19 protein-coding genes are annotated in these 13,427 nt (G+C 41.5%); 8 read left to right on the forward strand and 11 right to left on the reverse strand.

Annotation, left to right across the window (positions count from 1 at the left end; translation table 11 throughout):
* The first annotated feature begins 26 nt into the window (after positions 1 to 26).
* Positions 27 to 593: a thermonuclease family protein gene (locus tag IPH70_04900; GenBank protein QQR63808.1), complete on the forward strand. Its 567-nt coding sequence runs from the start codon at positions 27 to 29 to the stop codon at positions 591 to 593.
* Here the strand turns inward: IPH70_04900 and zwf are convergent.
* A complete protein-coding gene (gene zwf / locus IPH70_04905; protein ID QQR63809.1) occupies positions 586 to 2,988 on the reverse strand; it encodes a glucose-6-phosphate dehydrogenase in 2,403 nt (800 codons plus the stop codon). The two genes, IPH70_04900 and zwf, sit on opposite strands and share 8 nt — an antisense overlap.
* A 7-nt stretch (positions 2,989 to 2,995) precedes the next feature.
* On the reverse strand, positions 2,996 to 3,988 hold the full coding sequence (locus IPH70_04910; protein QQR63810.1) for a fructose-bisphosphate aldolase class I: 993 nt from the start codon (positions 3,986 to 3,988) through the stop codon (positions 2,996 to 2,998).
* Positions 3,989 to 4,187: 199 nt separating this feature from the next.
* Here IPH70_04910 and IPH70_04915 point away from each other — a divergent pair, with 199 nt between their 5' ends.
* Positions 4,188 to 4,643, forward strand: coding sequence for a flavodoxin family protein (locus IPH70_04915; GenBank protein ID QQR63811.1), 456 nt, complete (start codon positions 4,188 to 4,190; stop codon positions 4,641 to 4,643).
* Here IPH70_04915 and IPH70_04920 read toward each other — a convergent pair.
* The 3 genes from IPH70_04920 to IPH70_04930 form a co-directional block, all read right to left on the reverse strand.
* Entirely contained in the window at positions 4,629 to 4,967 is a 339-nt protein-coding gene (locus IPH70_04920; GenBank protein ID QQR63812.1) for a 4a-hydroxytetrahydrobiopterin dehydratase, read from the reverse strand. The genes IPH70_04915 and IPH70_04920 overlap by 15 nt on opposite strands.
* 2 nt (positions 4,968 to 4,969) lie before the next feature.
* Positions 4,970 to 5,269, reverse strand: coding sequence for an MscL family protein (locus IPH70_04925; protein ID QQR63813.1), 300 nt, complete (start codon positions 5,267 to 5,269; stop codon positions 4,970 to 4,972).
* Positions 5,270 to 5,334: 65 nt separating this feature from the next.
* Complete coding sequence (locus IPH70_04930; protein QQR63814.1) at positions 5,335 to 5,541, reverse strand: DUF378 domain-containing protein; 207 nt, start codon at positions 5,539 to 5,541, stop codon at positions 5,335 to 5,337.
* An 87-nt stretch (positions 5,542 to 5,628) separates the two neighbouring features.
* Between IPH70_04930 and msrB the strand changes: the two genes are divergently transcribed.
* The 4 genes from msrB (at position 5,629) to IPH70_04950 (ending at position 8,728) form a co-directional block, all read left to right on the forward strand.
* On the forward strand, positions 5,629 to 6,012 hold the full coding sequence (msrB, locus tag IPH70_04935) for a peptide-methionine (R)-S-oxide reductase MsrB (GenBank protein ID QQR63815.1): 384 nt from the start codon (positions 5,629 to 5,631) through the stop codon (positions 6,010 to 6,012).
* Complete coding sequence (gene msrA / locus IPH70_04940; protein QQR63816.1) at positions 6,009 to 6,548, forward strand: peptide-methionine (S)-S-oxide reductase MsrA; 540 nt, start codon at positions 6,009 to 6,011, stop codon at positions 6,546 to 6,548. The genes msrB and msrA overlap by 4 nt, the downstream gene beginning before the upstream one ends.
* Before the next feature lie 84 nt (positions 6,549 to 6,632).
* The gene (gene typA / locus IPH70_04945; GenBank protein ID QQR63817.1) at positions 6,633 to 8,471 is read left to right on the forward strand and encodes a translational GTPase TypA; all 1,839 of its coding nucleotides are present in this window, start codon (positions 6,633 to 6,635) and stop codon (positions 8,469 to 8,471) included.
* Between the two features lie 59 nt (positions 8,472 to 8,530).
* Positions 8,531 to 8,728 (forward strand): hypothetical protein, encoded by a 198-nt coding sequence (locus tag IPH70_04950; protein ID QQR63818.1) that lies wholly within the window; start codon positions 8,531 to 8,533, stop codon positions 8,726 to 8,728.
* Between the two features lie 10 nt (positions 8,729 to 8,738).
* Here IPH70_04950 and IPH70_04955 read toward each other — a convergent pair whose 3' ends face one another.
* The 6 genes from IPH70_04955 to IPH70_04980 all read right to left on the reverse strand — a co-directional run bounded on the left by IPH70_04955 (position 8,739) and on the right by IPH70_04980 (position 12,088).
* Entirely contained in the window at positions 8,739 to 9,545 is an 807-nt protein-coding gene (locus IPH70_04955; GenBank protein ID QQR63819.1) for an SDR family oxidoreductase, read from the reverse strand.
* Positions 9,546 to 9,587: 42 nt separating this feature from the next.
* Positions 9,588 to 9,887: a hypothetical protein gene (locus IPH70_04960; GenBank protein QQR63820.1), complete on the reverse strand. Its 300-nt coding sequence runs from the start codon at positions 9,885 to 9,887 to the stop codon at positions 9,588 to 9,590.
* Positions 9,880 to 10,398, reverse strand: a complete 519-nt coding sequence (locus IPH70_04965) for a hypothetical protein (GenBank protein ID QQR63821.1) — start codon at positions 10,396 to 10,398, stop codon at positions 9,880 to 9,882. Before IPH70_04965 ends, IPH70_04960 begins: the two co-directional genes overlap by 8 nt.
* A 20-nt stretch (positions 10,399 to 10,418) precedes the next feature.
* Positions 10,419 to 11,144: an SDR family oxidoreductase gene (locus IPH70_04970; protein ID QQR63822.1), complete on the reverse strand. Its 726-nt coding sequence runs from the start codon at positions 11,142 to 11,144 to the stop codon at positions 10,419 to 10,421.
* Between the two features lie 61 nt (positions 11,145 to 11,205).
* Entirely contained in the window at positions 11,206 to 11,454 is a 249-nt protein-coding gene (locus tag IPH70_04975) for a GIY-YIG nuclease family protein (GenBank protein ID QQR63823.1), read from the reverse strand.
* 46 nt (positions 11,455 to 11,500) lie between these two features.
* Entirely contained in the window at positions 11,501 to 12,088 is a 588-nt protein-coding gene (locus IPH70_04980) for a hypothetical protein (protein QQR63824.1), read from the reverse strand.
* Between the two features lie 59 nt (positions 12,089 to 12,147).
* On the opposite strand from IPH70_04980, the gene IPH70_04985 reads away from it, so the two are divergent.
* Together IPH70_04985 and IPH70_04990 are read left to right on the forward strand one after the other, a co-directional pair.
* Entirely contained in the window at positions 12,148 to 12,477 is a 330-nt protein-coding gene (locus tag IPH70_04985; GenBank protein ID QQR63825.1) for a hypothetical protein, read from the forward strand.
* 52 nt (positions 12,478 to 12,529) lie between these two features.
* The gene (locus IPH70_04990) at positions 12,530 to 13,111 is read left to right on the forward strand and encodes a hypothetical protein (protein QQR63826.1); all 582 of its coding nucleotides are present in this window, start codon (positions 12,530 to 12,532) and stop codon (positions 13,109 to 13,111) included.
* The last annotated feature ends 316 nt before the right edge of the window (positions 13,112 to 13,427 follow it).

Consider the following 13,427-nt stretch of genomic DNA (forward strand, 5'->3'; position numbering starts at 1 on the left):
GATATTGGTAAGATATTATACCATCTATGACTACCCGGAGACTCAAAGGAATCCTGATCTCAACCGCTATTTTTTCACTTTTGGTATTCTTGCGTCCCATCCTACCCGAACGAATAAACAACCAGCTATTCCCTCAATCGCCAACTCCTAACCTAAAGGTCCAATCGAATATTCGAATGGACACTGTAAAGGTAAAACGAGTAGTCGATGGAGATACTATTGAACTTGAGAATGGAGAACGCCTTCGATACATAGGAATCGACACTCCAGAAACGAAACACCCAACAAAGCCGGTTCAGTGCTACGGTGAAGATGCCTATCAAATAAATAAAAAGTTGGTCGAAGGTAAGACTGTGAAACTTGTTAAAGATATTTCTGAAGTCGACAAATATAAGCGGTTATTAAGATATGTTTACGTAAGTACCCCCGCTTCTCCATCTGGAATTTTAGTTAATGACTATTTGGTCCGAAATGGTTTTGCCTTTGCCACAACCTTCCCACCAGACGTTGCAAAGGCCGACCAATTCCGCGAAGCTCAACAGGAAGCAAGAGAAAAAAATAGAGGTCTTTGGAAATCGTGCTCCACTATTTAGCCTTGTGGCCGCCGAATTGATTTCGAAGTGCGTTAATCACCTTAGCCTGATAGTTAGGACTCTTCACACTTTTGATGCGCGCACTTACAGACTCCTCGATAACAACTGCCGGAATCTTAAGTTCCTTTGCTACATCTACAGTCCAGTCCGCCTCTCCCTTAATTCTTTCACCCGCTCCACCACCACCAGACCCTGTTGAGCCGGAGAGCTCAGTTAGATCGCTTCCGTACATTCGATACGCCGACTCGAGCCAGTTTGTAAGACGGGACTCGATAACACTCCCATGATTATAAATCTGAGCAGCTTTTTTAAGATCTATTTTATATGGACCGTCATGAATTACATTAAAACCTTCAGCCAATGCTTGCATCATACCGTATTCAATTCCGTTATGGACCATCTTGGTAAAATGACCAGCCCCTACTCCCTCGAAAAACATCACTCCTGACGCAATTGCGAGATCGTTATACAATGTTGTGTTTTGCTCAAAAAGAGCTTTCGTCCCTCCTACCATCAAACACCCACCTAATAAAGCTCCACCCGGTCCTCCGGAGAATCCAACGTCGACAAAATTAATTCCATGTTTATTCGTATAGACACTACGGCGAATCGTATCCTTGTAGTTTGAGTTTGCCGCATCAATTACCAAATCTCCTTTTTTTAGTAACTTCACCAAAATCTTAAGTGTGTCGTCTATCACCTGACCTGCCGGAAGCATGAGCCAGATAACTCGTGGAGTAAGTGGCAACTTCTTTACAAGTTCTTCAATTGATTGAACGGCTACCATTCCATCTTTCTTAATGCCTTCACTCACTGAATAGGTACGATTCCACCCAACAACTCGCCACTTTTTTCCAAGGAGATTTCGAGCTACATTTCCTCCCATTTTCCCTAACCCAATTACGCCAATCTCTTTTTGCTTCAGATGCTCTGCTCTAGTCTCCTCGGTCGCAGATGCTTCGTATCGAATCTTAAGCTGCTTAATCATGTCGTCAGAGTCGGCTATATACTTTTCCAACGGTACAATATTTTTTTCCCATGCACGGGCGATTGGGTCAATGTATTTCCACATAGATTTGACCTCATCAGTACTCAAAAAGAGAATCTGATTTCCCTCGATACTGTCAAGGAGAAGCTTTTCGTACTCTTCAACGTACTGCCCTGAACGCTCACGCTTTCTGTAGGTGAACTCGAATTTACGCTTTTCAATCTCCATCTCCAGTCCTGGTTTTTTTGCTAAGAAATGCAGTTCAATCTTTTCTTCCGGCTCAAGTGAAAAAATTATTTTATCTTTAATATGTTTTTTCCCTACGGGACAAAGACATTGTGAAGAATGCTTAAAGGTAATAGTTATGTTTTTAATCTGATTTTTTAGTCGCTTTCCGCCGGTCATCACTATCGGAACTCCCTGCCATCGCGGTGAATCAAGATATCCACGTATTCTAAAAAAGGTCTCTGTTTGAGAACTTTTCTTCACTCCAGAAATGTACTGGTACCCAGCATACTGAGCTCGTACCGTCTGCTTTTTTATCTCCCTCAGTGATGGTGGTATCAAGCACTTTAGGAGCTCGTTTCTCTTCTCCCGAATCTTCTCCGAGCTAAAACTGGTCGGGTGCTCCATAGTCACCAGTGCCAACATCTGTAGGAGGTGATTTTGGCCTACGTCACGAAGCGCACCAACACCATCATAAAAAAGACCCCGTTTTTCCACGCCTATTTTCTCAAGAAGTTTGATCGATATTTTTTCAATATACTTATTGCTCCAGCTTTGTTCGAAAAGATTGTTTGAAAAACGGAAACTGAGAATATTCTGAAGCATTTCTTTTGCGAGATAGTGATCGATTCGATAGATCTGTTCCTCCTTAAAAAGCTGTGCCAACTTCATATCCAACTTCTCGGCAGTGGTCGCATCCTTCCCAAACGGTTTTTCTACGAGTACTCTCGTCCAACCTTCATCCGGTCCGCAGGGAATTGTTAATCCCGAATTATGGAGATTTTGAAATATTCCTTGATAGTATTCTGGAGGTACAGCGGTATAAAATAACTTATTGGAGCAGACCTTCCACTCTTGATCTACGCGCCCGAGATCCTCTGCGAGGGATTCATAATCTTTCAATACTTCGAATTGTCCTTGCTTATACACAAAACGTTTGAGGAATGAGTCGAGTTCCTTCTGATTTTTCTTAATATGTTTATTTGTTCTGAGTATCTGAGAGACGTGCTCGCGAAACTGTTCATCGGTAAGTGGACGACGCGCATATCCGATTACACGGAAGAGCTTAGGAAGTTTATTTTTCGTGAATAAGTTATAAAGGGCAGGAGTAATTTTCTTCGTCATCAGGTCGCCGGTAGCGCCAAAAACAACGAGCGCGGTAGGAATATTATTAGCAGCCATCGCAGTATTATAACTTACCGGATCGTGCAAGGCTACATTGTTGAGAGCTATGATAAAAAGCTTGTTTCGCAGCCTCGCGATAGACCTCGTCCTCAATCTTTCCATCGAGTGCCTTAAGCGCTGCCTGCTGAAGACCTCGACCAAATGAAAAACTCAACTGCCATGGAAGATTGTTGATTTTGTTCATTTCGTTAAGGTTGAACGCTGCCTGCTCATCGCTCTGACCACCGGATAAAAATACAATTCCAGGAACTTCAGTTGGAACCGTTTTTTTAAAACACTCAATGGTCATCTGGGAAATCAGTTCTATAGTCGACGGTGTATGGTTCTCCGATCCTGAAATTATCATATTTGGCTTGAGTAGCATTCCTCTCAAATTCACCCCAGCTCTCTTAAGCTCCTCAAACACAGTTGTAAGCGTTTCTGTAGTGACCTGAAGACATCGGTCTATGGTGTGAGCGCCGTCCATGAGAACCTCTGGTTCAACTATGGGAACCATTCCCGCTTCTTGAGTCTTAATGGCAAATTTAGCAAGAGCCTTTGCGTTTTCACGAATGCATTCTTCAGTTGGGATATCGGAACCTATCGTAATGACTCCTCGCCATTTCGTAAACTGCGCACCTAGTGACGCATACTCGGCCAGTCTATCCTCAAGACCCTCAAGTCCTTTGGTTATAGTTTCATCTTTATCACCAAACGGAACAACGCCTTGATCGACCTTAATACCCGGCGCAATTCCTTTAGATGATAAGAGTTTTGGAAAGGGAGTCCCATCAGCTGAAGACTGGCGGATAGTTTCATCAAACAATATGACTCCACTAATGAAGTTTTCAACACCCTTAGTGGTAAATAGCAACTCGCGATACAGTCTTCTATTTTCCTCGGTATTCTCTATACCTGCCTTATAAAATCTTTTCGCAATTGTTGAGGTGCTTTCATCGGCTGCCAAGATACCTTTACCAGCAGCAACGAGCTTATTTGCTATCTCCTCAATACTCATACTTTGTCCCGCCGAAATCCCGATCATATCGGGACGACGGTGGATTGAACTGATTATAAACCAAATTATAGAAAGATAGTGTAAATTAATAAACATTTGGTGAAATCCCGCCATAGCAAAGCAATAAATTCTTAACTTGAAAGAAGTTGGGACTAATGGCTTTGCGAAGGAGGATAGTACCCTGATATACTCATATCAAATGAAGGTTTTGGTAGTATATGCAACATATTCAGGTGGAACACGTATAGCGGCAACTATTGTTGAGGAAGTTCTCAAAACGGACCATGAAGTAACGATCAAAAGTGTTCACGACCTCGATCAAAAGGAGATCTCAGACTACGACTTCACTATTTTTGGCTCAAATTCTTGGTTCGAACAGAAAGAGGAAGGTCAAATGAATAGTGGATTTCATGCACTCAAAGAAAAGTTACAACCGGACTGCTGGAAAGGGAAGAGGTTTGCTATTTACGCATTGGGAGATTCAAATCTCTATCACAATACATTTTGTAAATCGGCCGATCATCTGGAGAAGATGGTAAGAGAGTTTGGCGGTGATGCGGTTGTACCGCCTCTTAAGGTCGATCGGTTTTATTTTAACGAAGAAGAAAATGAAAAAAAGATCACTGTGTGGGCAGAGGAATTAAGTCGATTTTGAAGCAACAACAAAGTCATTGACTGATAGTCCTTTAATAGCATGCGTTGAAAGCGAAATCTTCACGTTATTCCATCTATGAAGATTGATGTCTGGATGGTGTCCCTCAGCTTCTGCAATCTCCCCAATTTTATTTATGAATTCGAGAGCCGTTTTAAAGTCTTTGAGTTTGAATTCTCGTACAATCTCTTTTTCATCTGATGAGACCTCCCATTCTTTCACAATCTCAAGGTACGGAGCAAATTCTTTTCGAGTAAGTGGATCTAGGCCGCCTTCACACGGCACACAGTGATGTTGGGAAAGATGAGATGGTAGAACGGGATCCATTATTATTTACGCTTCTCTAATCGATCTAAGCGTAGAATTTTTACACCAAAATATACAACAAAAGCGACTATAACAAAATCGATAAGAGTCGAGATGAAATGACCCCACATAATAGAAGCCGAGCCCACTTTAAATGTTGCTCCTTGCAGGCCTTTTGTGAAACCGAGTAGAAGACCTATTAAGGGATTCACCACGTCATTTACTAGTGAAGTTACCAACTTGGAGATCGAGCCTCCCAAGATAAAACCTACCGCAAGTCCTACTACTCCTTTTTCACGAATGAACTCAAGAAATCCTTTCATAACAAAAAAAGTATATCAAACTAATGATCTGCAATAAACAACAATTCCCTCAATGTTCCGTTCTCTTACTTTGAACAAACCTTGCAGTCGCCCTTGTGCGTTGCCATCTGATACAAACCAGAAACTCCGACTAGGACATAAACAACCATTCCCAACTGTGAACCAACGCCAAAGACCATATCAACTACGTTGAACTGGAATAGAGCCACCGTCCCCCAGGTAACTGCACCTACGACCATAAGGAGAAAAGAAACCATGTGTAACCATTTCATAATAATTCTTCACCTCCTCTACGATTTGTCATAAATCTAGTTAGATAGTAGCAAAATCTATAAACGCAAGCAATGTATAATATTTAGATGCCAAAAACTGCCATAGACTGGGAAAAAAAGCTCACTCCTGAACAGTATCGAGTTCTAAGGGAAAAAGATACAGAAGCTCCCTTCTCAGGTCGGTATCTTCACATGAAGGATAAGGGAACATATGTTTGTGCAGCTTGTAGTACAGAGCTCTTTAGCTCAGATACTAAATTTGATTCCGGAAGTGGTTGGCCAAGTTTTTATGACGTGGCACATAGCGACTCTGTGGAGCTCAAGGAAGATTATGATCATGGTATGCATAGGATAGAGGTAATATGTAAAAATTGCGGAGGGCATCTGGGACATCTCTTTAAAGATGGTCCAGCGGACAAAACGGGTAACCGTTACTGCATTAATTCATGTGCTCTTAACTTTAGAAAATGAAAACACTCGTTCTTGCCGGTGGATGTTTTTGGTGTACCGAAGCAGTGTTTCAACGTCTCAAAGGAGTCGTATCGGTCGAGTCTGGATATACTGGTGGTAACATCGCTGAGCCTACGTATGATGAGGTTTGCTCCGGGAAAACCGGACATGCTGAGTCAATCAAAGTCACCTACGATCCTGACACAATCACACAGGACAGTCTACTAGATGTATTTTTTCATCTTCACGATCCAACTACCTTGAATCGACAGGGAAATGACTCGGGTACTCAGTACCGCTCTGCCATTTTCTATGAAAGTGGGGAGGACAAAAAAATATTTGAGAATAAAATTCGGGATCTAAACACTTCAAATCTCTACCATGGTCGTAAAATAGTTACAACTTTGGAGCCACTACAGACCTTTTACCTTGCCGACTCTTCACATAGGGATTATTTTAATAAAAATTCTTATCAACCTTACTGTTCCATAGTCATTGATCCAAAATTAAAAAAACTGTACAAAGAATTCCCCTCTCAAGTCAAGGATAAATCCTGAGTTTTTTTGATATAATAGATTAGCTTCATATAAGTTTTTTCCTCAGTGCGTAACTTGTCCTGAGTGAACGAAGTGAACCGAAGGATGAACATCAGAAACATCGCTATTATTGCTCACGTGGATCACGGTAAGACAACCCTCGTTGATGCGATACTAAAACAGTCACACACATTTAGAGAAAATCAGCGCGAGATGGGTCAGGAACTTCTAATGGACTCAAACGATCTTGAGCGTGAAAAAGGCATCACAATTCTTGCTAAAAATACTAGTATTCACTACAAAGACGAGAAAATTAACATCATCGATACTCCGGGTCATGCAGACTTTGGAAGCGAGGTTGAACGCATTTTGAACATGGCGAGCGCAGCCCTTCTTCTCGTTGATGCTGCGGAAGGCCCTCTCCCACAGACGCGATTTGTACTAAAAAAAGCACTTGAGTCCAAACTCAAAATTATTTTATTCATCAATAAAATTGACAAGAAGGATGCCCGACCTGTAGAGGTATTGCATGAGGTTGAGTCCCTATTTCTTGAGCTCGCAGAGGACGCAGACATTCTTAACTTCACCACAATGTATGGAGTTGGTAGAGATGGAAAAGCGTTTAAAGAACTTCCAGAACACTATGACGCCAATATGCCCGGAGATCTTACCCCGCTTCTTGATCTAATAGTTGAAGAGGTGGCTAATGTGGCCATCGATGAAGATAAACCATTTCAAATGCTTATCTCTACACTCGATCACGACTCATATGTAGGTCGAATCTGCATTGGAAAAATCATGCGAGGAGTACTAAAAAAAGGAATGAAGGTCTCACTTGTCGATGAGACCGGGATTCTTGGAACTTATAATGCAACTAAACTTTTCACTAGTTTCGGACTTCAAAGACAGGAGGTCGAAGAGCTGAGGGCTGGAGACATTGCCGCACTGGCAGGAATTCCTGAGTTAACCATTGGTCAAACCGTCACGGATCCCTCAACTCCGGAATGGTTACCTCCGATTAAGGTAGAAGAGCCAACCATCAAAATTAAGATTGGTCCCAACACGAGTCCCTTTGCTGGACGGGAGGGAACATATGTTACAACTCGACAGATTAAGGATCGACTTCTTAAGGAACTTGAGACAAACCTCGGGCTTAAGTTTGAGCTTGACCCAGCTTCCAGCTCATACATTATAAGTGGACGAGGAGAACTTCATCTTGCGGTTTTGATCGAAACAATGAAACGTGAAGGTTTTGAACTTCAGGTTTCAAAACCACAGGTTATTTTTAAGGAATTCGAAGGAAAAAAGTGTGAGCCCTATGAAGAGTTAACTGTTGATGTGCAAAAAGACTACATGGGAGCAGTGACAGATGAGATTGGTAAACGAAAAGGAAAGTTAATAAATATGCATACCGTTGGAGACACAAATATGCGTCTCATATATAAGATATCGAGTAGAAATCTTATTGGAGTAAGAAGTAAGTTACTTACCGCAACACGTGGTACTGCAGTTTTGAATACATATCTTCTCGGTTATGAACCAATTGGAACATATATGGAAAATGTGCGAAATGGCGCACTTATCTCAACTCAATCTGGAGAAACAATGGCCTATGGTCTTGGATTTGCTCAGGAACGTGGATCAATGTTCTACGGACCACAGGTAAAGGTCTACGAGGGAATGGTAGTCGGACTTGCAAATCAAGACAAAGATATTGAGGTTAATGTCTGCAAAGCAAAGCAACTTTCAAATAATCGTTCTTCAGGAGAAGGAGTGAAGGTAATTCTTGAGCCCCCAATAGAGTTGAGTCTTGAGCAGTATCTTGACATTATTGGAGACGACGAACTTCTTGAGGTAACGCCAAAAGCACTAAGACTTCGCAAGCAGTATCTCACCTTAACTCAACGTCGAGTAGAGAGTCGAAGAGCTTCCTCAAGCAAATAATCTTGTTATTGTCAAAATCGCGGGATTTAACTCAAAATAGGCGTATACTTAGTTTACAGATGTTATTTAAAGCTAAGGAAAAAACAAAAGCAAAAATTATCTGTCCTTTCTGTAAAAACGAAATCTTCTCCGCACATAAGACCGAAATTTTTTACCAGAGTAGCTGGATTAATGGATGCAATGACTGCTTCGCACTTTCCATCAGCTCAGTAACGGGTAAAGACTTTCAGTCGAAGGACTATCAACTCCATCAGTAAGGGTGATTTTTTACGAAAGAAGAACGCCTCCATCAACCACAACCTGAGTACCGGTCATATATGAGGACATGTCCGATGCAAGAAACAACGCAACCTTGCCAATTTCATCTGGCTCTCCCATACGGTGCATTGGAATTTTTGCCATAAATGATTCCATCATTTTTGTCATATCCACGCCCTGAGGTACAGGAGATGCTTGCTGCAACTTTTGAACACCTGGTGTTACTATTCCTCCAGGAGCTATTGCATTTACCCAGATCTTATGCACTGCTAATTCGAGTGCGACGTTTTTTGTGAAACCCCATACTCCATGTTTCGACGCGTCGTAGTGCGCGAGCCCGATAGACGAAGGATGAAGTGCGTCGATAGATGTAACGTTAATAATCTTCCCTCCTCTTCCTTGAGCAATCATCTGCTCAGATACATACTTAGTACAGAGAAATACTCCCTTAAGATTTACCGAAAGTACAGACTCAAAATCCTGAAGTGTCATCTTATGTACCGGAATAGATGGATAGATTCCAGCATTGTTTACCAGAATATCAACCGAACCAAAATCGGATACCGCCTCCTGAACCATTCGCTTTACATCATCCTCTTTAGAAACATCCACGACAGAACCTTTTACCGTGAATCCTTTTTCGGTAAGAGCATCGACCGTTGCTTTAACCTGCTCTGCGGATCTACTGGCAATGAGGACTTTTGCTCCTGCCTCAGCGAGTCTGTACGAAATTCCGTAACCAATGCCAACTGCCCCGGTAACTATCGCTGTTTTACCAGAAAGATTAAGAAGTTTATTATTAGTAGTTAATTCCATACAAACAGTCTAAAAGATTTATTCATATAATTCAAGCATCTCCTAAGAATCATTGATTGTTTGAGGTGTTGTTGTGATAGGCTTTGAGCTTGGTTTTCTTCTTATGAGAGGGAACAGATACATCATGATCCCGGTCAACATCATGATGCCAAGTGATACTACAAAATAAATACTTGACTCATTATGTAGATACCTCATTAACCCTAAATCTAAAAATCTCCAGTCTCTAAAAAATGAGTACTTAAGCATAATTCCTGTTACGCTCATAAAAATGAGCATATATGAAGTTAGATATAAAAATATACGATGAATTGTTTTAGAAAGTAAATATAGTTTAGTCATCTTCGTCACTCCTTCCGCTTCCTCCACTTCTCACCGGAGCTTTCTGTACCGGGCTTACTACTGTAGTTTTCTGCTGTTGCGTGGCCGCACCATTCAACTCTCCTATATAGTAGGAGCCCAGAATGTCGTACGCATTCTGCGAATGACTTCCTCGCCCACCCATTGTGGTGAACGCTTGAGTTGCTTCTTGACCACAGTAAGGAATTATTCTATCAGCCCCTCCTGGATGTTGATTAAGATAGGAGCTGGCTGAGTACACTTTGTTCTGGACAATGATCCAGCAGTCAGTAGCATTGTTATGCTTTGCAACGAGATCGGATGTGAGCCGTTGAGTTGCTTGCGTTGGTCTACCTGACACAGTTGGAGTCTGATTAGCGATAGAAGGTGCGGTAGGAACAAGTAAACCTACTTTTCTATTTTGATATTGAATAGTATGAACAACTATAAATACCGTAAATAAAATAGCACTTAAAATACCAAGGATGAGTTCTCTTCTAAAGCTTGCTCCCATGAAGTAATTATACCTCCATATTATTTTATATCCCGCATCCAATCATGTGCTAAGATTTCCTCCTCACCTGACTCAATAATCTCAAGAATTTTTTCAGCCACCAACACTGGAGGATCTCCTTCGGGTAGTACATCATCCATATCTTGATGCGACTCGGTACGTGGGCCGCTCATTACATTTTTTCCAAAGTATGTGTTGGTTATATATGGATAAACGATGCTTACCTTAATTCCATCCTTCTCCAGCTCTACACGTGCCGTACTTGAAAGACCGTTAAGCGCTTTCTTCAGTGAAGAGTAAGCGGCAAGATTGGGAATGTTCATTAAAGAAGTTCCGGAACTCACATTTACAATTGCTCCTTCTCCGTTTTTCCTCATGTGGGGGATTGCCTCCTGCATCAAGACTAATGGTCCTAGTACATTTATTTGAAAAAGTTCTGTGTATAACTTGGGGTCGATCTTTTCAACCTCGATGTCGTAACCCAGCCCCGCATTGTTAACTACGATATCTAAACGCCCGTAATGTTCTATCGTTAGTTTCACCAAATTTTTAAGCGCATCTATGTTTTTTACATCCGTCGGGACAGTGTAGGAGTCCTTTAGTGTTCCCGAAAGAGCCTCGAGCTTGTCTTTTGAACGCGCGGCAAGAACAACCTTCGCACCATGTTCAGTAAGAATCTTAGCGGTTGCTTCGCCGATGCCGGAGGATGCACCTGTAACGATGGCTACTTTATCTTGCACTATCATGAAGTCAGTATAACAAAAGTTACAATGTACCTCACATTACTATCGTCCGAATGATGTTATGTCAACCGCTGACTATAAGTTTTTCTTTCTGCAATTTGGTCCATTTCTTGACCCCGGCCTCTCGTTTAAGTGCGGAGCTTTTACTTATATGCTTTTCTGAGTAGACCAGAGTTACCGGTTTTTTTGCTCGAGTATATTTCGCACCTCTTGTGCCTATCGAGTTATGCTCCTTAAGACGCTTGTCTAAGTTGTTAGTAATGCCCGAATAAAGAGAGTTATCAGAGCATCGAAGAATATAAAAGTAATACATGTTAAAGACTCATAGACAATGAGGTTATTCTAGCAGTTTTTAAGGATTACTCTTCTTTTGATGGAGACTCGGTAGAGTTATTTGGATCAACTTCATGAGTTTCAAGAATGTCTGATACGTCTAGATTTGATTCTGCGACTACAGGAACAGCTTCAGTCTTAGGAGCTTTTACTTCCATGGGTTTTTTTGACTTTACGGACTTTATAGACTCTTCGACTGGTCTAGGTGCTTTTCCTTTTGGTGCACCATTAAGCAAAGCTAGAACTTGATCAAGTTTCGCACTAATTACATCTAGTTGCTTGTTGTTAGCCTGTGAGCTTCCACCTTCTCGTGGTGCAAAATCATGTCTTGGTGCGCGATCTCCACGATCACTAAATCGTCGTGGCTCTGAGTCACGGTTTTTTGCAAAACAATCGCTACACAAAACAGGCTTACTTCCTGTTGGCTTGAATGGCACTTCGCAGTCTTTTCCGCAGTTACTACATACGGCATGATGCATCTCTCGATCTCCTCGATTACTAAAGTCTCGTGAACCTCCGCCAAATGAACGTCCGCCGCCAGATCGTGATCCTCCAAATGATCTACCGCCTCCGCCGCCTCTATTTCCTCTGTCAAAGTTTCCCATTGAGTTCATTATAGCATGTTAATTGAATAATCCCGAGCAGATGACCTATTTTGATATATACTATTGGTATGAAATTTGGAATACGACTTCTCTACCTTTACCTATTCGCATTCGTTGGTCTTATGACCACTATTATTGGAAGCGTTCAACTCGTCGATCTTGGACTCAAGAGCTATGTCTTTAAAGTCTCGGAGTATTCCTACTATCCAGAAACACCTGCAGTCGATGGAAAACCCGTATTGTCACTTGAGGAGGTTAAAAAGAGAAATGAAAAAGAACAGACAGATCAACGAAAGAGACAGCTCTCGACATCGCTTGCCATGATCGCCGTAGGTGCTCCAGTCTATCTTTACCACTGGAAGACGATAAAGAAGGAAAGCAAAAAGAAATCCAGATAACTTACGGTTGATAGGTCTGTTGGTATTTTTCAACAGAGTATACTTAGGCTACATGGCTAGAATTTTCTCTCATGCAAATGACACGAAAACGTTGAAGAATAAAGATTTTGTCAGTGAAGGAAATTATCAGAAGAACTTCGATAATCAAGCAGAAGAACAACTTATACAGGAAAGCGGAAGAGAAGATGCTGTCAAAAGCCAATCTAAAAAAAAGGAGACTGATGAGCATAAGCTTGATGATATGCTTGCTCAATCTAACCGTATAATCGCAAGCGCCTCATCAATGTTTCCATGGGATTTTTTTCCAAGCACCATTAATGTTGAGGAGACGCGTGTAACCATTATCCACCGCCAATTATTATCCTCCCAAGTTCATAGCGTCGATATAAAAAGTATATCTAATGTATTTATTAACACCGATCTATTCTTTGCATCGATTACGATTGTTTCCTCTACCTTCAAAGAAAATAGCATTAAGATTATGAAGTTAAGAAAACATCAGGCAATTCTCACGCGTAGAATAATCGAGGGGATGCGAATGTTTGTTGAAAAAGATATAAACACTTCAAAATACTCAGTTCAAGAGTTGATCGGTCAACTCAAAGAACTAAGTAAAACAAAAACAATATTCTAAATGGAAATACTATTGGTACGCATTAGTCTATCTTCGTATAAGGAGTCAATGCTGGAGACCTGACACTGCCCCTATCTCAAGGAACATATATGGAAACCGTTCAAGAGGCTTCAGACTTGGGGAAGAGACTGGTTCTGTTCCAGTGACACCTGTGAGATAGAAGTGAACTCGATGAAATGCCTGCGGTTGTTGTGTTGTGCTGATTGGCAACTTGGAATTAAGTTCCTGCTGTGGAATCAGGCCTATGAAAAGTGTTGAGTACCGAACATCTTTTGCACTGTTACCGATCTCGCTCGCTACTCTTTGGGTCTCGAGT

This window comes from Candidatus Roizmanbacteria bacterium (assembly GCA_016699265.1).
Classification (GTDB): domain Bacteria; phylum Patescibacteriota; class Microgenomatia; order UBA1406; family GWC2-37-13; genus CAZLQR01.